The sequence below is a fragment of the Leptolyngbya sp. FACHB-671 genome, assembly GCF_014695745.1.
GTDB lineage: Bacteria > Cyanobacteriota > Cyanobacteriia > Elainellales > Elainellaceae > JAAUTN01.
In genome coordinates this window covers 1-23,984 of record NZ_JACJOV010000052.1, presented here as the reverse complement: position 1 = coordinate 23,984, position 23,984 = coordinate 1, and the positions used below count along the sequence as shown (strand labels likewise).

Genomic DNA, 23,984 nt, shown 5'->3' with positions numbered 1-23,984 from the left:
TCTGTCGTTTAAGGTTGATTTTGTTAAGGATTAAATTAGAGATGAAAGGCAAGGATTCACTTCAGCAATTCTTTCAATAAGCGTTGAACTTGGTGATTAATCTCGATCGAAATCATTCTTTACAAACACCAGCTTTTGAATATGGACATCCCACAGCCGCTTACGTCCATATTCCTTTTTGCCGTCGCAGATGCTTTTACTGCGACTTTCCCATCTCAGTTGTAGGTGATCGCACTCAAGGCGAAAATTCGGGGGCGATCGCCCAATACATCAACGGCTTGAATCAGGAAATTCTTACCACCCCATCCTTTGGGCAACCGCTGCAAACGGTATTTTTTGGGGGTGGCACTCCCTCGTTATTGTCAGTTGGGCAACTTGAGCAAATTCTCAAAGTTTTAGACCAGCAATTTGGCATTGCCTCATCGGCTGAAATTTCAATTGAAATTGATCCCGGCACGTTTGATCTAGCTCAGCTCAAGGGCTATCAGGCAGCGGGGATCAATCGGGTAAGTTTAGGAGTACAGGCATTTCAGCCAGAGCTATTGCAGGCGTGTGGGCGATCGCACACTGCCGACGATGTGTACACCGCAGTCGAGTTCATTCATCAAGCAAATGTATCCAACTTCAGCCTGGATTTGATCTCTGGGTTGCCGCATCAAACGCTGGAGCAATGGCAAGAATCATTGCAGCAGGCGATCGCGCTCCATCCAACTCACCTCTCGGTCTATGACCTGATTGTTGAACCCGTCACCGCATTTGGGCGACAGTACAAACCGGGAGCAAAACCTCTACCTTCCGACGAAATGACTGCTCAGATGTATCGGATGGCAGAGCAGGTCTTGAGCACAGCCGGATATGAGCATTACGAAATCTCCAACTATGCTAAACCGGGACATCAGTGTCGTCACAATCGGGTTTATTGGGAAAATCGAGCTTACTACGGCTTTGGCATGGGTGCAGCAAGCTACGTGCAAGGGCAGCGCTTTACCCGACCCCGGACACGACGGGAGTATTTTAAGTGGGTTGAGGAATTGGTGGGAAATGGAGGGGCGATCGCTTGCCCACAAACGCCAATCTCAGAGATGCTTCTAGACACGCTGATGCTGGGGTTGCGCCTTGCCGAAGGGTTGCGCCTTGCTGATTTAGCTCAGCGGTTTGGAGCAGCAGCAGTAGATCAAATTTTGATCACCTTGAAACCTTACTTTCGTCAGGGCTGGGTTGAACTATTTGACACAAAAACCTGCCGCTTAGTCGAACCTGATTTTGGGCTGAATCAATTCTCACCCACCCTATTGCTCCGACTCAACAAGCCAGAAGGTTTTTTGTTTTCCAACACCGTCCTCACTGCCCTATTTGAGCAAGACTTTACAACGTTTCTCTAGGAAGAAGCTACAGGTGGAAGGGCACCCCACGAAGCGGGGTGCCCTTCCACCTGTAGCCCTAATTTTTGGACAATGAGACTCTTTTGTAGAGATGCGATTCATTGCATCTCTACAAAAGAGAAACAACGAACACAAGGCTACACCTGACTTAACCAGGGACTAACGTCTAGGGATAGCTTTTGTCCCAGCAAGAGCAATTGACGAATCTGAGATTGATCCCAGGCTCCTGAAACTTGGGAAGTTTGACCGCCCTTTTGAGTTTCATGCTGATAAATCTGCCATAGAGAAAACTGGGGCAAGATTTCGTTGTGTAAGCTCTTCAGGTAAAGCTCTTGCACTCGGTCAAGCGGCAGATTCAGATGCAGTTGATTTCCTAAATCAATCAGTCGTTCCAATAGCTGCGTGTCCGTTTCGACGGTTTTGGGGTTGAAGTTGTGCAGTAAATGCCAGAGTGATCGCAAGATGAGTCGCTCCAAGATCTGGCTGATTTCAGGCAGCTTAAGCTGACAGTGCAGATGATTGGCTTCCGTGGCGATAGCCTCCAGTTCTGACAGATGACTCAGGCAAAACTGGAGATTACTGCTGGTCAGATCACTCGTTTCCCGCTCTAGCGCCTGCAGGGAGATGACGGCTCGGTGTCCAATGGCAATTTCGGCTGCGACCTGAAGCTCCTGTGGCACTTCCAGGTGATCCCGGTGAAATGCCATTAGTACACCGTAGTTATCCCGGTAAACCTGAGTGTAAAGCTGATCCAGGCGGGTTAGGGTTTCCTGACTCAGCAGCCGCATGATCCGATGGCGCTCTTCAGCAAACAGATCTTGCAAACTGAAGGACTGATCCCCAAACAAGCGACTCATCGTCAGAATGGTCTGAGCAGCACTGGCCTGCTTCAGCGCTTCAAATAAGTTTTCCTTAAGCTGGCTGTAGCTGCGCCGTCCTGTAAAGGGTTGAATGCAGCAGTGGAAATCCCAGCCGCCCAGATGTAGAACGGCAAACACAAGATTTGTACTCTCTCGCGTGATCTCAGAGATCATCTGAATTTGCCCTACCGCTAGCGTCAGCGCTCCCATGCGCTGGAGCTGGTAATCGGCTTGATGAACGGTGTAGCAGTAGACTCGCTGATCCTGAGAGTAGGGTGTAAACAGAGAGCTAATAGCGTAATGGGCAGCGACTTGAGCCGGAGTAATTTGAGCTGGGGCAACAAGTTGTCTGTAAACCTCAGCGCCATTTTGAAATACGTCAACGTTGCTAGGGGCAGCGGTAAGTCGTTTGACAAAATTCTTCTCTAGCTGAATTCCAGCAACATCTCCTGCCAACTCGATCGCCCGAGCCGCATAGCGCAAGATCTGCACCCCTTCTGGGCGAGACAGTTCTTCAAAGAACCAGCCGCAGCTTGTGTACATCAGCAGGGTATGACGTTGCATCTCTAAGAGGCGCAGCGCATCCACTTTCTCACTAGCGGTAAGTTTGTGCGATTGGTGCTGAGCCAGAAAGCGGTTGATGCTGTTGGGGCTGCGATCGCGGACTACCTCAATGTATTCATCCCGCGCCCTCCAAGGATCTTGAAACAGCTTTGATCCCGCCTCTTCGTATACTTTGATTAACTGATCCCGCAGCCAATCGAGCGAATCACGTAGCGGTCTTCGCCACTGTTGATTCCACAAGCCACCCCCCCCACAGCCGCAGTCTTCCTGCCAGCGACCAACTCCATGAGAGCAACTCCAGGCTGTAACAGGCTTCAGTTCGACTTCCCAAGTGGGCGGATTGAGGCTGAGGAAGTGAGCAAAATTGGTGACTGTCCAACCGCGTTGAGGAAACTCTTCGGTTAGCGCGTAAGCTAACGCTTTCTCAGTACCTCTCTTGTGGTGCCCAAAGGTTTCACCATCGGTTGCGACTGAAATCAACTGGGCAGAGCGATGATCCCCACGTACGGCCTGCCCGATGCGGCCGGCAAAGTGTTGGGAACTGCTCAAAACATCGTTAAAGCCCATATCGCGGGAGATCGGGCCGTCATAAAAGAAAATGTCGATGTAGTCGCGGTTGCGATCGCCATTAGGTAAGAAGCAGCGGTAAGGCTGAATCGGATCAATTTGACCACCGCCAACCTCACGCCAGGGAGAATCTGCCTGATCCCGGTTGGGTAAGGGACGGCAACGCTGCGCTTGGGAAGGAGCCAGGACAATAAAACGAATTCCTTCTGATACCAGAGCTTCTAACGTGGCGTAGTCTACGGCCGTTTCGGCTAGCCACATCCCCTCGGGATCACGCCCAAATCGAGAACGGAAGTCTACCTTGCCCCAGCGAATTTGGGTGTATTTGTCGCGCTCGTTAGCCAGCGGCAAGATCATGTGGTTATATGCCTGGGCGATGGCATTTCCGTGCCCATTCAACCGCTCACAGCTTTTGCGATCTGCTTCCAGGATGCGCCGGTAAGTTTCTATGTCATAACGCTCCAACCAACTCATCAGTGTTGGGCCAATATTGAAGCTGAGGTATTCGTAGTTGTTGACGATCCCGACTAGTTCACCTCGATCATTCAAAATCCGCGCAAACGCATTGGGGCGATAGCATTCGTGGTGAATTCGCTCATTCCAGTCGTGGAACGGTGCTGCGCTGGATTGACGCTCGATCGCATTTAAATAAGGATTCTCACGAGGTGGCTGATAAAAGTGTCCATGAACCGTGACGTAAACCCCTAGCGCAGTCCGTAGAGGATCATGTTCTGCACGAGGATCGCCTGTGGGGGGTGATTGAGTTTGGTTAATTCCGGAAGACAAACGGGGATCAACTCCCAATTTGGTATCCTCTAGAGTTAGTGATCGCGCAAAAGATTCTAAATTGCCAGAAGTCATGAAGCTTTGTCCAAATTGAATTGATTTGAAGTAGAAATACGCAAGCTTAGATTCGGAAAGCTTTATTCACCAAGTGATCCCCAAAGCCATATGTGTTCGAGGGCTACTTTGCTTCTGCAAGCGTCATAGCTTCAAATGAGGATCAAAATCTAAAAATACTGATGGGGATCAACCTGCATTAAGCAGTCGTATTAAATCCAGTAGCAAAGCAGGGTTTAGAGCTAGCCCACTAAAAATTGAACAGATTGGTCAAATGTTGCAGCTATAGGCTTGACCTGGTGCAACCTAGCTGAAATTTGAGTCTGAAAAGCTTAGCTGGAACGCAACTTAGTAGAAATCGGAATCAGTCCTCTGGCTGAATGCAATCGTCCGCTACTGTTACCGCTCAACTTTAGAAGGCAGGGCTATTGAACACAGCAAAATTTTTCGAAGTATTTTCAAAGCTAAACTGCATAGCGCTCCCGCCTATCGAGTTTTAACAGTTCATAACAAAGTTTCACTATTTTTGAGTATTGAGCGAAAAATCGTTATCAAATTGCCACGAGAGAAGGCATCATCATTTCTAGAAACAGTCCCTACAAATTCTAATTCAGGGATCAAAAGATGTTTCAGGGTCGACTGCTATAGCAATCCTAAATGATTGAAACTATTGGGATTCACAATCTCTAATGTTCGCTGGTTGAGTTTATACTTTGCAAATCATTCTATTTGTGACGATCGATGAACACATTCATTTGTTTCATCTCGACAGCTCCAAACAGATTTGCAAACGCTACATCAGCCGCATCACGCCCGATCCCAATGCGAACGACCCCGTCTAGTGGGACTAATCGAGTGGGATCAAACAAGTACCAACCACCTTCCAGGTAAGCTTCTAAGCAGGCGTGGAAGTCGGGCGGATATAGCTTATAGGCATAGCAGGTAACAAACCGAGCCGGGATTCCTAATGCTCGACAGAAGGCGATCGCCAAATGGGCAAAATCCCGACATACTCCGGCTCTTTCAGTCACGGTGTCATAAGCAGAGGTATGAGAATCACTGCTGCCAGAAAGGTACGTTACGTTGTCGTAAATCCAATTGCAGATTGCTGTAACTCGTGAATAGCCAGGAACCAAATGGTCAAATTCGGTGTTTACCAAGCGGGTTAACTGATCCGACTGACAGTAGCGACTGGGATAAAGATAGGGCACTACTTCGAGTGGCAAATCAGCGATGTTGACCTCGTTCACATCGCTGGGATCAGGCTTTTCATCGGGCTTTTCGACACTTGCCTGGTAGGAGATTTTGATCTCTCCTACCGAAGCGTTAACCCGCAGAAAACGATTCTTGAGAACGGGATCGCGATACTCCTCAACGGGAGTCGAAGGAGCGATAACTAGATCCTCTTCAATGACGGTCTGATGACCATCAGGCACAGCAATATTGAAAATTAGGGTGCTGGATTCATTGATAGCGTAGCTGAGCTGACAGCCAAGGTTAAACTTCATACGGGTTGAGCAATTTCACTGCCTATCGGGGAAATGAGTCCGAAACACTGGTGACATCATAAATTCCCCAGTTTTGAATACCGTGCTTGCTGAGAATAGAAGCAGCTTGGAGGGCTTCTTCGCCTGTGCCGCTCACCATAATTAAGCTGGCACCTGCACTGAGGCGATCGCCATACACTCTCGCCTGCTCTCCTGGAATACCTAAGCGAGTTAGCGCCGAGGCAAAGTTTCCGCTTTCTGCCAGAGAAGACTTGATCGTTGGGGCAGCTTCGCCGACAACTAAAACTTCTCCCAATCCAGGAATCATAATCGTGTTCAGTCCAGCTAACAGTCCTGTAATCCCGCCTAAAGAACTGGATGCGGTGGGTCTAACCCGACCTTCAGAGTCGATTCTTGAAGGCGGATTTATAGGTTGACTGCGGTGAACTGCCTCTTCCTGTCCGCCATCGCGCGACACAATCGAAATTCTGTGCATGGTGAAGTTTGAGTTTCTCAGAGCTTCTAGCGCCTGTTCTAACCCGTGCTGATCATAGAACACGCCCATTGCCCGCTTGGTGTTACCTGCTACTGTCTCAGTTACGGGTGCTGTTGCACCAATCGGGCGAGCAACTGGGCGATCGATTGAGTAGTCTACGGGTTGCCTGACTCGTGACGGCACAACAGGGGTCTCAGTCCGATGAATGGGCTGTACCTGACCAAGATTGCGATTGCCTGGTTTAACCACCCCTAGATTTCGTGGCGCTTCCAGAGGCGTTTCAGTATAAGCAGTTCGTCCTGGAACTGCCTGCAATGCGCCTATTTTTTCTACCGCATTGCTACGATGTCCAGGCGCATCATAAACTCCAAGGTCACGAATACCCTGATGCCGTAACGTATCTTCGGCACGACGAACCTCTGGCTCTGTACCTTTTACCAGAACTAAGTATTCACCCCGCGCCACTCGATCGCTGTAGGCCCGCGCCCGATCTTCAGGGATACCTAACCCAATTAGGGCACCGACTAACCCTCCTGCTGCCGCTCCTGCTGCACCCCCAACCAATGTTGTAATCAGTGCGGTTGCGGCTTCTCCAACTAAAAGGATTCCAGTGAGTGCTGGAATGGCTAGAGCACCTAGACCTACCAGCAAGCCTGCGACACCACCCAAGATGCCACCACTCAAGGCACCTGCTGCGGCCCCTTCATTCGCGTGATTCCCCTTCTGATCTCTGATTTCGACCCCAGCGATCGCCTCTTGTCTAGCAGCATTTCGCGCCACAATCGTCACCTGACGCATCGAAAAGCCAGAATCCCGGAGCGCTTGAAGTGCAGATGCCGTTGTAGGGCGATCGGGGAATACCCCAACAGCACGCTTTTGCTTGCCCGAAACCATATTTTCTTCCTCGTAGATGGGATGAATGCAGTTCCCAGTAAGTTCACAGTTATCTAAAATCGAAAACTTTAACTTGCTAGCGTAGAAACTTACTAGCTCCCGCTAGTTGGGACAAAGTTGGTTTTACTTTCCTCATTCTTTGTATCGATCTTCGCCTATAGAATTCATCGCCCTAGGGATGTAATTTCTCTCTGAGAAATCAGTTAGAAGAAATACATCTTAAAGCTACAAAGCTGCCTTAAATCGGACTGATTGCTCTCAGTTATGCTGACCAACCGACAAAACTCGGTTCAAGAGAAAAGTCGTAAAAAGTTTTCAGTTCTGTAACCAATGATCCTGAATTATTCTGCAAGTTGAACAATATTTATTTAGTGAGTTAAATAAAACTAAGTTACGTCATAGCCTGGTTGGCGGATTGATTCAGGATATTGGCCCATTTCGCCAAGAAGCAGTGGCAACCAGTTAAATTTCTCCTCTGTTCATGTTCGGGAACCTTTCCTCTGGTGTAATGCCAGAGGTTTTTTTTGGAGCGATCGCGTTATCCCTTTCTCACCGTTGGGCAAAATCAGCCCATGCATTTCATTGCCTAGTGAATGCCCAACTGTGAGGATTTGTTGTGCGTCTATCATCCTGGTGGATTCGGTTTTGCCTTCTGTTTGTTCTGGGGCTATTGCTGTTTTTGGGTTTTAACCACTGGCGGCAAAGTTCAGCCCTCCAGCCAGCACTGGAGCCACTACCTCAAGACCGATTCATTCAGGTTTACTTTAACCATTCACAAGCGGCGACCTATACTGAACCCTATCGATTGCAGGAACGGTTAGGAGACGACTTAGAACAGGTCATCGTGGAGGCGATCGCCACTGCCCAATCATCAATAGATGTAGCTAGCCACGAGTTTCGCCTGCCTCGGATTGCTCAAGCGCTTCAGGAAAAGCAGCGAGTTGGCGTACGGGTGCGCGTCATCATAGAAAACGAATATAGCCGCCCTTGGAGTAGCTTTACAGCCGAAGAAGCAGGTCAACTGGATGAGCGTCAGCAAGGGAAATACCTGGAATTCTTTCAGCTTGCAGACCAAAATCAGGACGGACAGCTTACCCCAGCCGAAATTAATCAGCGTGACGCGCTCGTGATCCTGCAACAAGCCCAGATTCCGGTCATCGACGACACGGCTGATGGCTCCAAAGGCAGTGACCTGATGCATCACAAGTTTCTGGTGATCGATCATCGACTGGTGATTGTCGCTTCGGCTAATCTGACGACCAGTGATGTACATGGGGACTTTCTTGCCCCTCAAAGCAGCGGCAATGCTAACAACCTGGTGAAAATTGACAGCCCAGAACTAGCTCAGCTCTATACCCAAGAATTTGAGTTGATGTGGGGAGATGGTCCAGGTGGTGCCTTAGACAGCAAATTTGGCTTGCAAAAACCACCCCGTCCCGCTCGAACCGTGACACTGGCACCCGGCTCGACCGTCACAGTGCAATTTTCGCCAACCTCAACCTCTTTACCCTGGCAGCAAAGCACGAACGGGCTAATTGGCAGAGCCTTGAACACTGCGACTCAAACAGTTGATACAGCCTTATTTGTATTTTCTGACCAGAATCTCAGCAACGTTTTGGAAACTCGCCATCAGCAAGGCATTCAGGTTCGCACTCTGATTGATTCTGGCTTTATCTATCGGGACTATAGTGAAGCGCTAGACATGATGGGGGTTGCGTTAAAGAATCGGCAGTGTCGCTATGAGGAGGGGAATCGTCCCTGGAGTGGGGCGATCGCCACAGTCGGCACTCCCAGCCTTGCAGAAGGCGATCTGCTGCATCATAAGTTCAGCATGGTAGACGAACATCTCGTCATCACCGGGTCACAGAACTGGAGCGCAGCTGCTAACAATAGCAATGACGAAAACTTACTGGTAATTGATAATCCCACTGTTGCAGCACACTTTCAGCGAGAATTTGCTCGGCTCTACGAAGGAGCAAGTTTGGGCGTGCCTACTTTTTTGCAGCAGCGAATCAAAGAGGAACAAACCCGTTGTCCATAAGCTGCAGTTTTAGCTAATGCGCCTATAGGTCTCGTATCTGAAACCCGGATGCTTTTCCTGATTCACAAGCTTAAATTGGCTACCGATTAGATGCTGATAATCTGGGAAAAAAGTATCTCCTTCAAAGTTACCTTCTACTAAAGTTAATTCCAGCGTATCTGCCAGGTTTAACGCTTGTGAATAAATGGAAGCCCCTCCCACAATAAAAGCTTTTTCTTGGTTCGCAGTATTCTTTAACGCGTCTTGAACAGAATTAACAAAAGCCAGCTCAAAAGGGTAATCATGGCAATGCTCTGAGACATCTTCTTGTTCAGGACTGGATGAAACAACAATGTTAAACCGCTTTGCTAAGGGACATTTCTCGACATCGAATTCCCAGGTTTTTCGACCCATGATCACGGGATGACCCAGTGTAATGTCCTGAAACCGTTTGGAGTCTTGAGGAATCCTCCAAGGCAGCTTGCCGTTTTTACCAATCACTCGATTAGATTCAGCAACAGCGGCAATGATAATTACTTCAGGTTTTTTCATTGTTTGATAAATTTAGGTAAAAGAAACCAACCATTCTAGTTAAATAGCAATCGTTTACATTTTAGATTCAACCTTTAATTGGTATTTAGAAAAGTGTCTCTAGAAAAAGACAATATATCTTGATATGGACAGCCATCCCCGCATTGTTAGAAGAGCTACAGTTTACTCACTTCCTACCAAAAGATAGAGATGGAGTCGCTCTAGAGAAAGAATATGCGATCGCCCCATGCATCTTAAAGTTGATGTCTTTAAGCTAACTCTGTTCTAGCTGGCTTTGCAATTCAGCAGTTCGTTCTGTAGTGACTCGCTCCAGACAGCCATAGTAAATCGTCGGTTGAATTGAGCCCCCTTCATACTGGCTACTCTCTGCCTCGCAGGTTTGGTCGCGATACTCAATCCAGGCGAGTTCTGCGTCAATCAGTTCTTCCTGTTCCTGGCTGTTGAGGCTGGACTTGAGTTCCTGATAAACCCGATTTAGCTCTTTGTCAGCTGTTTCATAAGACGCCTGAGCGCACTGGTTGATTTCAGCTTGGGTTTGAGCATTGGCACAGTCTGCTGATGGAGCCGATGCTTGAGCCGATGTAGTATCAGGAGCCGAGGAGCTAGCCGCCGGGGCTGTGGGTTCAGGTGCCGCTTGGGGAGGTACTGCTTGGGATGGTCCTGACTCTGACTCTGGTGAAGGGGTAGCAGGTTCGACCGGAGAAGCCGCGGTTGAAGTTTGGGTAGGGTTGGCTGGGCTGGCTGACCTCGCTTGAGGAGAGTCTTGACTGCGAGAAAAGCAGCCAGGAGCGATCGCCAAAAGCAGGATCGCCAGCAATCCAGGTAGGTGTTTGGCTGTAAACATCAATTTTTCCCTTAAACGGTTTTAGATACAGTAAAAGCAAAATCAATAGACTTGAGCAACCTGCTATAGAGTCAAAAGACTTAAAATTGCAGCATATTCTCCATAAATGGCAGATTCAAGCAGTTTGCTTTAAGGGCAAAGCGGCAAAGCATCTTGTTGATGGTCTGAAAAATGAGTATTTTGACAGGAGACTTCACCGTGAGTCTGTTCTGTCCTGGATCTGTCAATGCCTGAACCCATTCTTTACGTTGCAATTACCAATCATGGCTTTGGTCACGCCACCCGCACAGCAGCAGTAGTGAGCGAAATTAAGCGGCTCTGCCCTGAAATGGTCATTGCGCTGGTGACGACGGCTCCTCGCTGGCTGCTAGATTCTTACATTCAGAGTGACTTTATTCATCGTCCGCGTGGGTTTGATGTGGGGGTGCTGCAAAGTGACAGTATCACAATGGACAAACCCGCCACGTTGGAAAAGCTGAAGCAGATTCGGGCACAGGCAAATTCACTGATTGCCTCGGAAGTGACCTTTATTAAGCAGAATCGGGTTGGTCTGGTGCTGGCAGATATTCCACCGTTAGCGACGGCGATCGCCCACGCTGCCCACGTTCCCTGCTGGATGATCAGTAATTTTGGCTGGGATTTTATCTACCGTGCCTGGGGTGGTGAGTTTGTTGAGATGGCAGACTGGATTGTTGAGCGCTTTGGGGAATGCGATCGCCTCTTTCGCCTACCATTTCATGAGCCGATGTCTGCCTTTCCTCACATCACTGATGTAGGACTGACCGGCGGTTCACCCCGCTATGCGATCGAGGAATTGCGGACAAAGTTTAATCTGACTAAACCACCAGAACAAACTACCTTGCTGACCTTTGGCGGCTTAGGGCTTGACCAGATTCCCTACCAAAATTTAGAAAATTTCGCTGATTGGCAGTTTATTACCTTTGACCGTCAAGCTCCCGATTTGCCAAATTTGCTCAAGATTACCGACCGTCACTACCGACCCGTAGATTTTATGCCGCTTTGCGGTCGAGTTGTCTCAAAGCCTGGATACAGCACTTTTGCTGAAGCTTGCCGTCTAGGAGTGCCAATCGTTTCTGTTACCCGTGAGGACTTTGCTGAGTCGCCCATTTTGCTGGAAGGCATTCAGGACTACGCCCACCATCGAATTTTGCAGCCTGCTGAGTTCTTTGGCGACTGGCAGTTTTTGCGAGAACCCATGCAGCCACCTCGACAGTCACAGCCTTTAGCAGTTGATGGGAATGAGGCGATCGCTCAGTCCGTCAAAGATTATTTCTATTAACATAGCTTTATTGACATCGCTATTGACATCGCTTTGCTGAACTTCAACCCGCCCAACCCATGACAGCAGCAGTCAACTCGTTTGACCAGATTCTGGTTTCTGAGGAAGCCGAAGAGAAAACTGAAACTTTCACAAACCAACCCATTCCTGCCGAATCGGGCATGACAGCTTTAGTAGAAACTCCAACAGAGAGTGTTGCCGTTTCAACGATAGAGCTGGCCGCTAAGGACGTGCGCCTTGTGCTGACCGAGCAGAGAGAGCAAAGTCAAATTCTCACGACAAAGCTCAACATTCTCTTTGTCACGAATGGGGCTTTGCTGACCAGCCTCAACATTTCCCGTTTGATGATGATCCCCAGCCCGTTTAGCATCACTGAAGTGATTGGGTTTTTAATCAGTTTCACGCTACTAGTAAGGGCATTTCTCCCTCGCCAGGTGGCAGTTAGCCCGAATTTAGAAGACCGTAAATTTTTGGAGAAATATCTGGTTTTGTCACCAGACGAATACCAGCTACAGATGCTAGTTAATTTGACCGAGACTTATAATGCAAATAAGCAGCGACTTGATGATGTTTCTCAAACTTTGAGGTACGCCGCTTATGCTACTTGGGTAATTGCTGTGGTGATGTTAATGCATATGGTGGTAGTTTATTTCCTGATATGAATCTGATCGGGGTTCGTGCTTGAGAAATGCCGCTGCAAATTGCTTGAGATAACCGCTAACTTATGGAAGCTAAACCAACTGATAGCTCTGTGCTTGAGAAGCGTATCCGTTTGCCAGAACCCGATATGTCTAACATCACGGTTCTGACGCGCCAGTTGCCAAATGAGCCGATCTTGCCCTGGCACCGTTACGACTCTCCCTGGCTTAACCCAGAATCAGAATCGCTAGATGCGCCAGAGGCTGAAGCAGATCAGGCAGCCAACCAAACGGAAGACGATTCTGCAAGCATGGAACTGGAAGAACATCAGGCTGTTGAGAGCGAGGGTGATGCTGTACTGCCCGATAGCAGCCTCACTGACACTGCTAGCCCAACTGACACCGCTCAGGCAGAATCCGTTTCATGAGCCATTACCAGCAATTAGTCAAAGTCAAGACCAACGGCAAATCGATTCATAAGATCACATCAGAAATCGAGTCTGCTGTGTCTAAGTCGGGTATTAGCACCGGGCTATGTACGTTATTTTTGCGGCACACGTCAGCTAGTTTAATCATTCAAGAGAATGCTGACCCCGATGTGCTGCGAGATCTGGCAAATTTTTTGGCAAAGCTGGTGCCTGAGGGCGATCGCTACATTCACAGCACCGAAGGTCCAGATGATATGCCTGCCCACATTCGTACCGTGTTGACTCACACCTCAGAGCAAATTCCGATCGCCCACGGTCGGCTCATGCTAGGAACCTGGCAGGGCATTTATGTCTGGGAACATCGGCAGCACAGCCACCTGCGTGAGGTGCTGGTGCATATTAGCGGCGATTAGGCTTACACAATTCCTGCACGCAATGCAACGACCGCAGCCTGCACCCGATCGTCTACCGCAAGCTTGTTCATGATTCCACGAACGTGGGTTTTGACCGTGTTGGGGCTGAGGTAAAGGGCAGCGGCAATTTCTGGGTTGCTATAGCCTTCGACCATTAGCTTGAGCACTTCTAGCTCTCGTTGTGAAAGTTGACCAACTGCGCCTACATCAGTTTGCGTCGGAGGCTTCAAATGATCTAAAACTCGGCGGGCAACGTGGGGATCAAGATAGCTGGCTCCTTCTTGAGCAGCGGCGATCGCTGCCAACAACCGATCAACGCTCGTGCCTTTGACACAGTAAGCATCCGCACCGCTAGAGAGCGCCCCAATCACCTCATTCTCCGTGGTGTGAGAGGTGAGCATGACAATGCGTACCTCTTTGAGTGATTGTTTGATTTGCTGGGTTGCAGCAATGCCGTCCAATCGAGGCAACCCAATATCCATCACAATAATGTCGGGCTTCAGCTTGAGGGCTTCTTCAACTGCTAAATAGCCGTCATCCACTCGACCCACAACTTCAATGTTGGGATAAGCTGCTAAAGACTGCTCTAACCCTAGCTGCATCATTGGGTCATCTTCGACAATCAAAACCCGCATGGGTGGCAGTTCGGAGAATGAATTCATAGGGGCACTTCTTTCGGGAAAGATCTGGCTACAGTCCAAGCCACCGACAGACTAACCTAACGAATTCTAGATTACCAGTAAGAATCGGCAAGTTAAGCCCAACTTAAGAGTTTCAACGTTTTCAATAACAGCAGAAACAGCTGGAGTGGCATCGGTGAGAAGTTTACTATGACGTCAGCCGAGCAGCGATCGCATACAGCAACGGACTCAACAGCAAAGCGGGTAAAAAGGAAGCAATTCTGACCTGAGCAACCTCCAGCAAATTTAACCCTAACCCCATAATCATTAGCCCTCCTACGCCTGTAATCAGCATCACCTGGGGCGCAGTAGCCGGATCAGGCAGTGTTTGGGCAAGCGCCCCTGCCGCCAGAGAAATTCCGCCCTGGTAAATGAGGATAGAAAGGGCAGAAAAGCCAACACCAATGCCAAAGCTGCTGGTGAGGGCGATCGCGGCTAGTCCATCCATCGAAGCCTTCAGCGTTAGCAACGTGTTGTTACCGACCAGGCCGTTATTTAGACTGCCAATTAACGCCAGCGGTCCCACACAGAACAATAGACTAGCGGCGACAAATCCTTCCGTAAAGCTGCCTTTGCCTTTAAACCGATGCTTCAACCAATTGCCTACCGCTTCTAGGAGAAGCTCTAACTTCCACCATTCACCCAGTAGCCCGCCCAGGACAAGCGCCAGCAACCCTAAAATTACTCCATCGACCTGACCTGCCTGTGCCTCTCGCAAACTTCCAGCCATGCTAAAGCCGATGAACAGCGTCACCAACCCTAAGCCCTGAGTGATCACCTTCTGCATCTGTCCAGGTAGCCGCCCCCGCAGAAACAGCCCTAGCGCAGTACCCAAAACAACTGTAATGACATTAATCCAGGTGCCGCTAGTTCTTACCCAAAAATCGAGTGCCATAGACGCGCTACAAATAAGTGATGGAATTTAGCAATTCCGTCACCTATTCAACCATTACGCCTGCACGAAAAAATCCTACTGTTGCGTGAACTCGCATCTTTGCCTCTATAAGGGCGAAGCATTCGGCAAGCATTTTCTAGCTCACAACGAAGTTTTTTGCCCGAACGCCTCGCCTCTACAGGGATTTGTGGTTTTGCAGTTTGGAGTATGCTTCTATCTAAGCAACTTTATGGCATTGACTCACCCGGAACCCTTCCATGCGTAGATCTTCCTCATCTACATCTGCTTCTCTAGTGGTCACAGCGCTAAAACTCCTGATCCGAGTTCTAGTTCGGCTGCGGGTATTTTGGATTATTCTGATTGCGGCTCTGTTTCTCTCTGGCTGCGTTAAGTATGACGTGGGTGTTCACTACGACAGCCAGAATCATGGAACTATTGTGCAGCATGTGCGGTTGAGCGATCGCCTCACTAGCTTTAGTGATGCTGCCCAGGAATGGCTTCGTAGCGTTGAGCAACGGACCAAGCAGTTGGGCGGGCGGGTCAAGCGCGTCTCGGATCAAGAGTTGCGGGTGACGATTCCGTTTAACAATGGGGCAGATCTGGAGGAGAAGTTTAATCAGTTCTTTCAAAGTCAGGCAGAAGCTTCTGTTGATGATTCCACTGCTGAATTAGGCTTGCCCGAACTCACCTCGCACTTGGCGTTAACCGAAAGCAATCTGCTGTTGCTAGAGCGCAATCGCCTCAGCTTTGATCTGGATTTGCGATCGCTTGGGGTTCTCTCTAGCAAGGGCAATCTGTTGGTCAGCCCTGGATCTCTAATCAATCTAGAATTTAGCCTGGATAGTCCCTGGGGTGCCCGTAGTGTCAATTCCTCTAGCGAAGCCGTGCGCCAGGGAAAGCAGCTTGTCTGGACGCTCAAACCGGGAGAAATCAATCACCTAGAAGCTATCTTTTGGATTCCCAGTCCGCTTGGAATCGGCAGTGTGGCGATCGCCCTACTCGTTATCAGCGGCAGTTTCGTAAAATCTCTCCTGGAACCTCAATCCGAAATGCCAGCGGTCGAATCAGCACCAGAAATATAGCTCCCTTTCTCACTAACGCCAAAAAGAAAGCGGGCGACGATAGCGAATATCTAAATTATCTGCTAGATTTTCCTCTCCCCAATCCAACGGATGGCTTTCCTCTGTCGGAACAACGCTAACGCCTGGTTCTTCGGATTCAGTCCGAAGGGTAGAGGGTTTCAGGGCAGGTGCAGTAGGGCGGGACTGAGAAATCGCTCCATTTTGAGCCAAGATTCGAGGACTAACGGAAGCACGTTTTGGTTTTCGGGAATTGGGAGGCTGTCTCAAGCGCTGGGAAACCATCAAGGACGCAATCGCACAGCTAAAGGCGATCGCTCCAAATGACCAGAGCGGTAAGGAATCTTTGTCCTCGACGGAAGGGGACACAGAAGGGGACGCTGGCGTGGCAGGTGACTCAATGGCAGCGGGTTCTTGAATTTGTTCACTCTGAGTTACAAATTCAGGGTTAAGCAAAAAGCTATTGAGCGTAACCTGAACAGTAATCAGCAAGATTGTCCACAAACTGCCCCAAAGTAGAAACGGATGGCGGCAGAGTGCCCGCATCAGCAGGGCAAAGTCTGATTTGCTCTGACCAGCAGCAGGAAGAACGAGTTGTCCCACTGCTGGGTTGGCTGTCTGATTGTGAATCTGATCCTTTTCCATCTGCAACCTCAGCAGTACAGAGCCAGACTATTTCTAATACGTCACGCTTAATACTAGCTAGAATCTGGTCTGCTGCGCCGAGGAGGCATGGGAGTTTAGGAACCGCGCTCCAGCGCAAGCTGGATTAGCTGATCGACCAGTTCTGGAAAGGCAACACCACTAGCTGCCCAGAGCCTTGGATACATACTAGTTGCTGTGAATCCAGGCAAGGTATTAATTTCGTTGATGAAGACTTCACCAGTTGCCTCAACGTAGAAGAAGTCTATCCTGGCTAGCCCTGCTGCATCAACTGCGGCAAATGCTTTCAGTGACATTTCTTGAATTTGTTGGGCGATCGCTTCTGGTAAAGGGGCAGGAATCAACAGTCCTGCTAATCCCTCAGTATATTTAGTTTCGTAATCATAAAAATCGCTCTCATAGGTGATTTCACCGATGACGGATGCTCTAGGCTGGTCATTTCCTAAGACGGCACATTCTACTTCACGGGCGGTGACTCCGGCTTCGACAATGAGGCGGCGATCATAGCTGGCGGCATTGTCTAAGGCTGCTTCGAGTTCGGGGCGCGATCGCACTTTGGCAATTCCAACTGAGGAACCTAGGTTGGCGGGTTTGACGAAGCAGGGATAGCCCAGCGTTTGTTCGATTTCGTCACATAGTTTTGGAAAAACACAGGGGTTTGACCAGATTTGCGAACGGTTGACGGCTACGTATTTGACTTGAGGGAGCCCAGCCTGAGCAAAGACCATTTTCATGGCGATCTTGTCCATTCCTAAGGCGGAACCGAGAATGCCTGAGCCCACAAAGGGAACTTGCATGAGTTTGAGCAATCCCTGAACGCTGCCATCTTCGCCGTTTGGTCCGTGCAAAATCGGAAACCATACGTCTACATCGGCGACTTGGGCGGGAGACTGCCAGCGCAATTTTTGAGAATCGGTAGCTTGAAGGGTACCTGTAGAATTTTCGGCGGCTTGCTTTTCGTCAGGTAAAGCGGGGTCGGATGCAGAAATTTGTAGGGGGGTGCCGCTTTCGAGTACCTGTTGGGCGATCGCCGCTCCTAGCCAGCGACCATCTTTTTGAATGTAGACGGGGTCGATCTGGTATTTGTCGGTGTTGGCACCGGAGCTTAGGGCTTGGGCGATCGCCTGGGCAGACCGAATTGAAACTTCATGCTCTCCTGAACAGCCGCCAAATAGTAGCCCGACTCGCAATACCATAGCCCTAAACTCCTGCCACTCGTTGTTCTATGTATCAGCAGTAACATCCTGAATGACTGCTGGTCATGAGACTAAATTTAATTACGCAGATAGCGTATCATAGGCAGTTCTGATTCCTCGTCTCAGTTGAGTCTTTTTCTGGGGACTTGCCCCCAGCCCCCACTGGGGGACGAGGCGCGTCCCCCAGACCTCCTCCGCAATGGATTGGGGACAGGTGGCATGGTGCGCTTCGCATTGGTGGGAGGCAAGTGCTTGGTGGCTCCCTTGGTTTCGCTTTGGATCATTTCAAAATAAAATGACTCAGGGTGCCGAGTATAGATTTTGCAAGAATGCTCATGGCAGTGCTGCGTTGGAGGAGGCAAAGCAAGCTTATGCCTCGCGTTGGCTGTGCCACTACCAATATTTGGGTTGACGATGACACAAAAAATCAAGATTGCTGCTTGGCTGAGTCGGTTTTTGGTGTTGGGTTTGGCGATCGCTTCACCGCAGGTTGCTAAAGCATCGGGCGAAATTCGCGTGACGCAATCAAGTGATGATGTGGTTGCTGAACTGTCTTATAGCGGAGAAGTTTTGGGGGCTGAACCGTCTCAGTTCGCCAACTTTAAGCTGCGAATCGTCAGAGCGGGTCAGACTTTGATCGATCAGGATCTTGCCACTGCCCGCAGCACCTATGGCAACCCGTCAAATATACAGTCGCCGGGCAATCGTCCTTTCCCAGAATCACTCAAGGTGGTAGACCTGAATCAGGATGGTGAACTCGAGATTTTGTTTGACTTCGGCGATCGCCCTGGAGGTTGCTGCACCTATACCCAAATTTATCGGTATGACCCTGAACAGCAAACTTATTCCTACACGGAGCATTTTTGGGGTTATGCAGGTTATCGGCTACGCGATTTGAATGAAGATGGAGCGCCAGAATTTCTGACAAATGATAATCTGTTCGCTTATCCGTTTGGCTTTCCATCGGTCGAGATGTCGGAACAGCTTCAGGAAAGCAGCTATTCACCCAGTGTTTTGCCGCTGCGGGTACTGCAATATCAGGATGGCAGAATGGCTGAGGTGACGCGCCAATATCCGCAAGAGTTAGGGAGCCATGCCTACATTCTCTGGTCACACTACTGGCAGCGTCAGAGTAGTGGAGATACCAGTGTCAGAACAGATCCTACGATGAAGGTCGTTTGGGCAGCTTATATGGCAGATAAACACTTGTTAGGGCAGGCACAGGAAGGTTGGCAGATGGTAGAGCAGGCTTACCAGGGAAGCGATCGCCAACAGTTCTTTAACAGCCTCCGCACTTTCTTGCGTGAAAATGGCTATGCTCAAGAGTCTTAATTTCTTGATTATTGCAATTAACGATTAGCCACCAGCTAACTGTTGTTTGAGATTACGAATGGCAGCGCTGGTGTTGCGCTCGTAAGCAATCTGAACGCAGCGAGCGATCGCCTTCCCCAATCTAAAATGTAAACACCCTACGCTTTTGTCTCATGCTTGCAACTTCACCTTCCCTTATTGAAGTAGTTCATTTATCGGGAATTAGCTGGCAGACCTATGAAACGCTGCTGGAAGAATTGAGCGATCGCCGTCTCCGCCTCACCTACAATCGCGGCAATTTGGAAATCATGACCCCTTCCCCTGAACATGAACTTGGCAAGGAAGTTTTAGGTCGTTTCGTGGAGACGATTGCAGAAGAGCTGGAGGTGCAAATTTATCCTCTTGGCTCAACGACATTCAAACGTCCTGAACTGAGCGGGGCTGAACCCGATAAATGTTTTTACATTCGTAATATCGCTGCGGTTCGGGGAAAGAAGCGACTGGATTTAGACAAAGACCCTGCCCCCGATCTCGTAGTTGAAATCGATGTTACTAGTAGCTCTAGCGATCGCCTCCAAGTCTATGCAGATTTAGGCGTAGCAGAAGTCTGGATTTACAACGGGGAATCCCTGACGATTAAACAACTACAAAGTACTGCTTACATTAATTCCCAAACCAGTCAGTTCTTTCCAGATGTACCCGTTCCAGAAATTGCCGGATTTTTACAGCAGGCTGAGACAGTTGATTACCTGGAGTTGGTGAAGATTTTTCGGCAGTGGGTGAGAAACCAGATTGGGTGAGGGGCGATCGCTAAAAACATGAATTTAATACAGCGTCAGCATCAACTGCTTCCGATAATCCTTTGTCAGCGGATGGTCGTCTCCTAGCAGGTCAAAGATGGCAATCATAGCTTTTCTAGCGCCGTCGTTTTTGTATTTGCGGTCTTTACCAACGATCGCCAAAAAGCCTTGCAATGCCGCTTCATAGTTCTGCTCTAGTGCTAGTTTGGAGGCATTCGAAAACTGCTGGTCTAGCTCAGACTCGATCACCGGATTGTCAGTTTCTTGCTGAAACTGAATCATCGCTTTGATTGCTTGCGCTTCTGCAAAATAGCCCTTCTCATGTTCTTGAATCGTTGCCAGCATTTTTTGAGCAGGCTCTAACTGATTCAAACTGAGCAGAAATTTGGCAGCTTCTAGAATCAGCTTGCGGTCTTCGGGATATTTCTGAAATAGCTGGTCAAACTGCTGTTTTGCCTGGGCTGGGTTATTTGCGGCGATCGCCTCCCTTACAGCTTCCAACCCCAATTCCAACTCTGACTTCAGCCCAAGTTGAGCCAGCAAATCTCGAATTTGAGCTTCTGGCAGCATACCCACAAAGCCGTTGCTGAGTTCACCGTGACTCACTACTCGCACATCGGGAACACCCTCAATGCCATACGTGCTTGCCAGTTCTGGGTTTTGATCAATGTCTACTTTTGCCAAGACAAAGTCATACTCTTGGGTCAGCTTTTCCAGAACCGGCTTAAGCATCTGGCAAGGGCCGCACCACTGAGCAAAGAAGTCTACCAGCACTGGCTTTTCGTAAGACTTTTGCACAACTTCAGCGGCAAAATTTGCGTCACTAACAACAACGGAATGTCCCATATTCATTTTCCTCCTGTGTCTGATTCTACTGATGTGGGTGAAGGTTGAAAGGGAGGAATAGTAAGGTTAAAGCTTTCCTTTAGGTTCTAGGAGAGTGCTGTTTCACATATTCGTAGATGGCGATCGCTCCCGCTGTCTGCACGTTCAAAGATTCCACTAAACCAAACTGTGAAATCGTCACCATCTGATCACACCGTTCCAACACGTTTGAGGGAATGCCTGTAAGTTCCTGTCCGAGAATCAGAACAGACTGACGCGGATAGGTGAACTGGGTTAACGGAACTGCTTCTGGGCTAGTGTGGAGAGCAATTAGACTGTAGCCTGACTGCTGCTGTTGGGTGAGCCAGTCGAGTAAAGATTCAATGGGGCAAATGGTGAAAGGTTGCCAATGATGGGTGGAGGCTGACAAATTTTTGAAAGCAGGAGTTTGGGCGATCGCCTCATCTGCCAACACTAATGATTCCAACCGAAACGCTTCTGCTGTGCGGCACAACCCACCCAGGTTCGCCGGATTTTGCACCAGCGTGGCACAAACAATCAAGTTGTGACGGGGCAAGTTTGTATAACTGTCACGGCTGACTGTCCGATTCCCTACAGATCGATTTGCCACAGTTCAACTTACGCCAGTGCATTCTGCCAATAAATATACAAGACTTACGCTAAACAGCAGAAGATTACCTTGCTTCTGTTTGCGTATGTCCTACTCGACTCAGAAATTCAATTTCCAAACTCGAAAATTAAGTTTCAAACTCAAAAACCTGATTTCAAACTCAAAAACCTGTTTTTAAGTTTAAAAACCTTGTTTTCAACTCGTAAATCTGCTTTAGAAATTTAGAACCTTGTTTTCAAACTCAAAAACCTTGTTTTAAACTTGTAAACCTTGTTTTGAATTTAAAAAACAGGTTTTAAACTCTTAAACCTGTTTTTGTTTACATTTTCTAGAAAACATATTGGTGAGAGGAGCGATCGCCCCCTTTCATCCCTCAAAAACTTCGTAACTTACTACCTTGACGAGATACCGTTCACTCAGATATGCTGTCACGTCAAGGTTGTCTTTTTTACTTGTAGCAACCTGACAAAACCCAAGAATCTAGCGCCGCTCAAAGCTGTGTCCAGCAGCAATGAGCGGCTAACCCCCAAACTGGTCTAAGCAGTCTGGCGGCTAACGGTGAATTTTAACACTCCCTTAGTCACCCCGACTTGTCATGTCAAAGAAGCGTTGCAAACCCTTTAGAGCATGAAAGTGAGTTTACTCACTTTTCGTTCTCCCACTCACTTTTGTAGCGCGTGAAATTAGTGTGGGGTGGCTAGGTTTTTGGGGTTTTCTGATAAACCCTAACGGAGTCACAACTCATGTCTCACTGTTTTTTAGAATCCCTCAACTCACCAACCGTTGAGGGAGAAGCTTCTCCTATCCAACTCCCTGAACGCGAACGAGTACGAGTCCTAATTATTAGCTCCCGTGATGGCGTAATCAGCACAATCCACGAACTCCACGGTCGTGGCTTTGCCGAAGCAGGCGCATGGAGTCCCTTGTTACCCGCACCCGATACAGGTGAAGTAATGAGTATCTTAGTGCGCGATCGCCAAAAAGGATAAGGATCAGAGAGAAGGGGCGATCGTCGGGAGGGGGCGATCGCTCTAAGCTAAGCAACATCTCGGCTTAACGCTAAAACGAGGCAAGGTTAAACATCAACTGAATGTCTGACCTCATGTAGATATGGAGAATCATTCCGTCTCTCTACTTCATTAGCGTATTATGCAGGATCATTCTGCATAACCATTCGCCCCACTTCTTATACGGAAATCTTACGTATAAGAAGTTGTTAGTTTGTAGGCTACTGGCAAGATTTTTTATTAGAATTACTTACAAATAACTACAGCCTAATGAAGTAGAATGACAGACCAATCTTTAAGTTTTCAGAGCAAAGAAAAGCCGAAAATTTGTGCAATTGACTTAGAACAAGAGATCGTTGAAGCTTTACGAGCTAAAGGTTTGCATTGCTATTCGGGTACATTAGGCTCTCAAGTCAAAGTACCAAATTCAGGTAGGTATGATACACATCCGTGTCTCCTAAACTTTAATTTTCCGCCTAATCTGCATGAATACGATATTGTGATTGTAGACTTACAAGAACAAGAGCCGATTGAATACATCAAGTCTGAGCATACTCACTCTTCTTTTAAGGGAAGTGAACAACTTGTTTTATTAAGTAGATATCCTGAGACGGTTTTCGACCCGCGTCCATTATCCTCAAACCCTTTAGGAGTCCGATTGCAAAGTTTCTTTTCTAACGAAACTCTTATCATTGTCTTTTGTTCTGCACAAGAGACATCTAAGTACCATCCTGTAAGGATAACTCATATGGATTCCTACGAAGAGAACCCGATGCAGCATTCCTTATACGAGTTCATTCCGTTCCCATTATCACTGCGGAATAAAATGGGTGAAAATGTAACAATTTTAGATGTCACAGAAGATATAAGAAGCTTTCTTCAAAAGTATAGTAAAGATTTCATTTATAAAGTTACGTTTCAGCATCCTACAAGATGGAGACAGGATGAACGGAAGGAGATTAAGAGAAATGATTTTATTCTCCTATTAACGAACTCCAATAATGAAATTATTGGGTTTATTGATTTTTCACTAGGGAAATCAGCGGTTTTTGCTTTTCCTCAATTGCAGGATAAGAAAAAGATTTTTTTTGCTTGAGCTTATTGATGAGCTGTTACCTGGATTATTTCCTAAAGTTTTTCCTTACTCAGAGCAGTTTTCTTGGTTGAGATCAAAAACCTACCCCCTCCCAAACCAAGCGAGTCTTTTAGCAAAAAAATCAAAACTAGAAAATGAATATAAAACAGCTTTGACGGAGATCGAGATCGAAATTGAAAGGAATCAATCTAAGTATAAGTTTCTGCATGATTTAATCACTGAAACAGGAATTTCGCTAGTTAAATCTGTCGAAAAATTTTTTGTCTGGCTTAACTTTGAGAATGTTATCAACATGGATGAAAGCAATCCAGACATTAAAGAAGAAGATCTTCAGATTCTTCTGAAGAACGGTTTGTTAGTTGTAGAAGTTAAAGGTATTGGTGGCACTTCTAAAGATAGTGAGCTGACTGCCTGACAAATCTTTCTTAATTGCTGATGGGACAAAGCTTACAAACCAGGGAGCGAATTCGACAAAACCAAATTTGGTCATCATAGTCGTGCTTTGCTTTGAGAGAA

23 protein-coding genes are annotated in these 23,984 nt (G+C 48.1%); 12 read left to right on the top strand and 11 right to left on the bottom strand.

Annotated features, from left to right (window positions below):
* Nucleotides 1-92 precede the first annotated feature (92 nt).
* Nucleotides 93-1,382, top strand: coding sequence for a radical SAM family heme chaperone HemW (gene hemW / locus H6F93_RS05030; RefSeq protein WP_347277244.1), 1,290 nt, complete (start codon nt 93-95; stop codon nt 1,380-1,382).
* A gap of 137 nt (nt 1,383-1,519) precedes the next feature.
* On the opposite strand, the gene H6F93_RS05025 is transcribed toward hemW, so the two are convergent.
* The 3 genes from H6F93_RS05025 to H6F93_RS05015 form a co-directional block, all read right to left on the bottom strand.
* Nucleotides 1,520-4,234 carry a DUF3536 domain-containing protein gene (locus H6F93_RS05025; protein ID WP_190679569.1) on the bottom strand — a complete coding sequence of 905 codons (2,715 nt, stop codon included), beginning with the start codon at nt 4,232-4,234 and terminating at the stop codon, nt 1,520-1,522.
* A gap of 704 nt (nt 4,235-4,938) precedes the next feature.
* The gene (locus H6F93_RS05020) at nt 4,939-5,721 is read right to left on the bottom strand and encodes a transglutaminase-like domain-containing protein (protein ID WP_190679568.1); all 783 of its coding nucleotides are present in this window, start codon (nt 5,719-5,721) and stop codon (nt 4,939-4,941) included.
* Between the two features lie 22 nt (nt 5,722-5,743).
* Nucleotides 5,744-7,090 (bottom strand): general stress protein, encoded by a 1,347-nt coding sequence (locus H6F93_RS05015; protein WP_190679567.1) that lies wholly within the window; start codon nt 7,088-7,090, stop codon nt 5,744-5,746.
* 616 nt (nt 7,091-7,706) lie between these two features.
* Between H6F93_RS05015 and H6F93_RS05010 the strand changes: the two genes are divergently transcribed.
* On the top strand, nt 7,707-9,131 hold the full coding sequence (locus H6F93_RS05010) for a phospholipase D-like domain-containing protein (protein ID WP_524537895.1): 1,425 nt from the start codon (nt 7,707-7,709) through the stop codon (nt 9,129-9,131).
* 9 nt (nt 9,132-9,140) lie between these two features.
* Here H6F93_RS05010 and H6F93_RS05005 read toward each other — a convergent pair whose 3' ends face one another.
* A complete protein-coding gene (locus H6F93_RS05005) occupies nt 9,141-9,662 on the bottom strand; it encodes a dihydrofolate reductase (RefSeq protein WP_190679566.1) in 522 nt (173 codons plus the stop codon).
* Between the two features lie 253 nt (nt 9,663-9,915).
* On the bottom strand, nt 9,916-10,506 hold the full coding sequence (locus H6F93_RS05000; RefSeq protein WP_190679565.1) for a lysozyme inhibitor LprI family protein: 591 nt from the start codon (nt 10,504-10,506) through the stop codon (nt 9,916-9,918).
* Nucleotides 10,507-10,732: 226 nt separating this feature from the next.
* On the opposite strand from H6F93_RS05000, the gene H6F93_RS04995 reads away from it, so the two are divergent.
* From H6F93_RS04995 to H6F93_RS04980, 4 genes are all read left to right on the top strand, one after another.
* The gene (locus H6F93_RS04995) at nt 10,733-11,806 is read left to right on the top strand and encodes a glycosyltransferase family protein (RefSeq protein ID WP_190679564.1); all 1,074 of its coding nucleotides are present in this window, start codon (nt 10,733-10,735) and stop codon (nt 11,804-11,806) included.
* Nucleotides 11,807-11,865: 59 nt separating this feature from the next.
* Nucleotides 11,866-12,468: a hypothetical protein gene (locus H6F93_RS04990; protein ID WP_199313490.1), complete on the top strand. Its 603-nt coding sequence runs from the start codon at nt 11,866-11,868 to the stop codon at nt 12,466-12,468.
* Between the two features lie 62 nt (nt 12,469-12,530).
* A complete protein-coding gene (locus H6F93_RS04985) occupies nt 12,531-12,872 on the top strand; it encodes a hypothetical protein (protein ID WP_190679563.1) in 342 nt (113 codons plus the stop codon).
* On the top strand, nt 12,869-13,285 hold the full coding sequence (locus tag H6F93_RS04980; protein WP_190679562.1) for a secondary thiamine-phosphate synthase enzyme YjbQ: 417 nt from the start codon (nt 12,869-12,871) through the stop codon (nt 13,283-13,285). The genes H6F93_RS04985 and H6F93_RS04980 overlap by 4 nt, the downstream gene beginning before the upstream one ends.
* A 2-nt stretch (nt 13,286-13,287) precedes the next feature.
* Here H6F93_RS04980 and H6F93_RS04975 read toward each other — a convergent pair whose 3' ends face one another.
* Nucleotides 13,288-13,947 (bottom strand): response regulator transcription factor, encoded by a 660-nt coding sequence (locus H6F93_RS04975; protein ID WP_199313489.1) that lies wholly within the window; start codon nt 13,945-13,947, stop codon nt 13,288-13,290.
* 166 nt (nt 13,948-14,113) lie between these two features.
* Entirely contained in the window at nt 14,114-14,860 is a 747-nt protein-coding gene (locus tag H6F93_RS04970; protein WP_190679561.1) for a DUF554 domain-containing protein, read from the bottom strand.
* A gap of 257 nt (nt 14,861-15,117) precedes the next feature.
* On the opposite strand from H6F93_RS04970, the gene H6F93_RS04965 reads away from it, so the two are divergent.
* Nucleotides 15,118-15,942, top strand: coding sequence for a DUF3153 domain-containing protein (locus tag H6F93_RS04965; RefSeq protein WP_190679560.1), 825 nt, complete (start codon nt 15,118-15,120; stop codon nt 15,940-15,942).
* A gap of 12 nt (nt 15,943-15,954) precedes the next feature.
* Here H6F93_RS04965 and H6F93_RS04960 read toward each other — a convergent pair whose 3' ends face one another.
* A complete protein-coding gene (locus H6F93_RS04960; protein WP_190679559.1) occupies nt 15,955-16,584 on the bottom strand; it encodes a hypothetical protein in 630 nt (209 codons plus the stop codon).
* Nucleotides 16,585-16,679: 95 nt separating this feature from the next.
* A complete protein-coding gene (locus tag H6F93_RS04955) occupies nt 16,680-17,798 on the bottom strand; it encodes a D-alanine--D-alanine ligase family protein (protein ID WP_190679558.1) in 1,119 nt (372 codons plus the stop codon).
* Nucleotides 17,799-18,212: 414 nt separating this feature from the next.
* Here H6F93_RS04955 and H6F93_RS04950 point away from each other — a divergent pair, with 414 nt between their 5' ends.
* Both H6F93_RS04950 and H6F93_RS04945 read left to right on the top strand, forming a co-directional pair.
* The gene (locus H6F93_RS04950) at nt 18,213-19,130 is read left to right on the top strand and encodes a hypothetical protein (RefSeq protein ID WP_190679557.1); all 918 of its coding nucleotides are present in this window, start codon (nt 18,213-18,215) and stop codon (nt 19,128-19,130) included.
* A gap of 152 nt (nt 19,131-19,282) precedes the next feature.
* On the top strand, nt 19,283-19,909 hold the full coding sequence (locus H6F93_RS04945; RefSeq protein WP_190679556.1) for a Uma2 family endonuclease: 627 nt from the start codon (nt 19,283-19,285) through the stop codon (nt 19,907-19,909).
* 24 nt (nt 19,910-19,933) lie between these two features.
* On the opposite strand, the gene H6F93_RS04940 is transcribed toward H6F93_RS04945, so the two are convergent.
* Together H6F93_RS04940 and H6F93_RS04935 are read right to left on the bottom strand one after the other, a co-directional pair.
* The gene (locus H6F93_RS04940; RefSeq protein ID WP_190679555.1) at nt 19,934-20,755 is read right to left on the bottom strand and encodes a tetratricopeptide repeat protein; all 822 of its coding nucleotides are present in this window, start codon (nt 20,753-20,755) and stop codon (nt 19,934-19,936) included.
* Nucleotides 20,756-20,834: 79 nt separating this feature from the next.
* Nucleotides 20,835-21,365 (bottom strand): TrmH family RNA methyltransferase, encoded by a 531-nt coding sequence (locus tag H6F93_RS04935; RefSeq protein ID WP_190679554.1) that lies wholly within the window; start codon nt 21,363-21,365, stop codon nt 20,835-20,837.
* Between the two features lie 743 nt (nt 21,366-22,108).
* On the opposite strand from H6F93_RS04935, the gene H6F93_RS04930 reads away from it, so the two are divergent.
* From H6F93_RS04930 to H6F93_RS04920, 3 genes are all read left to right on the top strand, one after another.
* Nucleotides 22,109-22,354: a hypothetical protein gene (locus H6F93_RS04930; protein ID WP_190679553.1), complete on the top strand. Its 246-nt coding sequence runs from the start codon at nt 22,109-22,111 to the stop codon at nt 22,352-22,354.
* A 298-nt stretch (nt 22,355-22,652) separates the two neighbouring features.
* Nucleotides 22,653-23,468, top strand: a complete 816-nt coding sequence (locus H6F93_RS04925; protein ID WP_190679552.1) for a hypothetical protein — start codon at nt 22,653-22,655, stop codon at nt 23,466-23,468.
* A complete protein-coding gene (locus H6F93_RS04920; RefSeq protein WP_190679551.1) occupies nt 23,461-23,883 on the top strand; it encodes a hypothetical protein in 423 nt (140 codons plus the stop codon). Before H6F93_RS04925 ends, H6F93_RS04920 begins: the two co-directional genes overlap by 8 nt.
* The last annotated feature ends 101 nt before the right edge of the window (nt 23,884-23,984 follow it).

Excerpts from the sequence above, each read along its gene's own strand:
- H6F93_RS05025 (WP_190679569.1), bottom strand. The coding sequence starts at position 4,234 with ATGACTTCTGGCAATTTAGAATCTTTTGCGCGATCACTAACTCTAGAG.
- H6F93_RS05020 (WP_190679568.1), bottom strand. The coding sequence starts at position 5,721 with ATGAAGTTTAACCTTGGCTGTCAGCTCAGCTACGCTATCAATGAATCC.
- H6F93_RS05015 (WP_190679567.1), bottom strand. The coding sequence starts at position 7,090 with ATGGTTTCGGGCAAGCAAAAGCGTGCTGTTGGGGTATTCCCCGATCGC.
- H6F93_RS05005 (WP_190679566.1), bottom strand. The coding sequence starts at position 9,662 with ATGAAAAAACCTGAAGTAATTATCATTGCCGCTGTTGCTGAATCTAAT.
- H6F93_RS05000 (WP_190679565.1), bottom strand. The coding sequence starts at position 10,506 with ATGTTTACAGCCAAACACCTACCTGGATTGCTGGCGATCCTGCTTTTG.
- H6F93_RS04995 (WP_190679564.1), top strand. The coding sequence starts at position 10,733 with ATGCCTGAACCCATTCTTTACGTTGCAATTACCAATCATGGCTTTGGT.
- H6F93_RS04990 (WP_199313490.1), top strand. The coding sequence starts at position 11,866 with ATGACAGCAGCAGTCAACTCGTTTGACCAGATTCTGGTTTCTGAGGAA.
- H6F93_RS04985 (WP_190679563.1), top strand. The coding sequence starts at position 12,531 with ATGGAAGCTAAACCAACTGATAGCTCTGTGCTTGAGAAGCGTATCCGT.
- H6F93_RS04980 (WP_190679562.1), top strand. The coding sequence starts at position 12,869 with ATGAGCCATTACCAGCAATTAGTCAAAGTCAAGACCAACGGCAAATCG.
- H6F93_RS04975 (WP_199313489.1), bottom strand. The coding sequence starts at position 13,947 with ATGAATTCATTCTCCGAACTGCCACCCATGCGGGTTTTGATTGTCGAA.
- H6F93_RS04970 (WP_190679561.1), bottom strand. The coding sequence starts at position 14,860 with ATGGCACTCGATTTTTGGGTAAGAACTAGCGGCACCTGGATTAATGTC.
- H6F93_RS04965 (WP_190679560.1), top strand. The coding sequence starts at position 15,118 with ATGCGTAGATCTTCCTCATCTACATCTGCTTCTCTAGTGGTCACAGCG.
- H6F93_RS04960 (WP_190679559.1), bottom strand. The coding sequence starts at position 16,584 with ATGGAAAAGGATCAGATTCACAATCAGACAGCCAACCCAGCAGTGGGA.
- H6F93_RS04955 (WP_190679558.1), bottom strand. The coding sequence starts at position 17,798 with ATGGTATTGCGAGTCGGGCTACTATTTGGCGGCTGTTCAGGAGAGCAT.
- H6F93_RS04950 (WP_190679557.1), top strand. The coding sequence starts at position 18,213 with ATGACACAAAAAATCAAGATTGCTGCTTGGCTGAGTCGGTTTTTGGTG.
- H6F93_RS04945 (WP_190679556.1), top strand. The coding sequence starts at position 19,283 with ATGCTTGCAACTTCACCTTCCCTTATTGAAGTAGTTCATTTATCGGGA.
- H6F93_RS04940 (WP_190679555.1), bottom strand. The coding sequence starts at position 20,755 with ATGGGACATTCCGTTGTTGTTAGTGACGCAAATTTTGCCGCTGAAGTT.
- H6F93_RS04930 (WP_190679553.1), top strand. The coding sequence starts at position 22,109 with ATGTCTCACTGTTTTTTAGAATCCCTCAACTCACCAACCGTTGAGGGA.
- H6F93_RS04925 (WP_190679552.1), top strand. The coding sequence starts at position 22,653 with ATGACAGACCAATCTTTAAGTTTTCAGAGCAAAGAAAAGCCGAAAATT.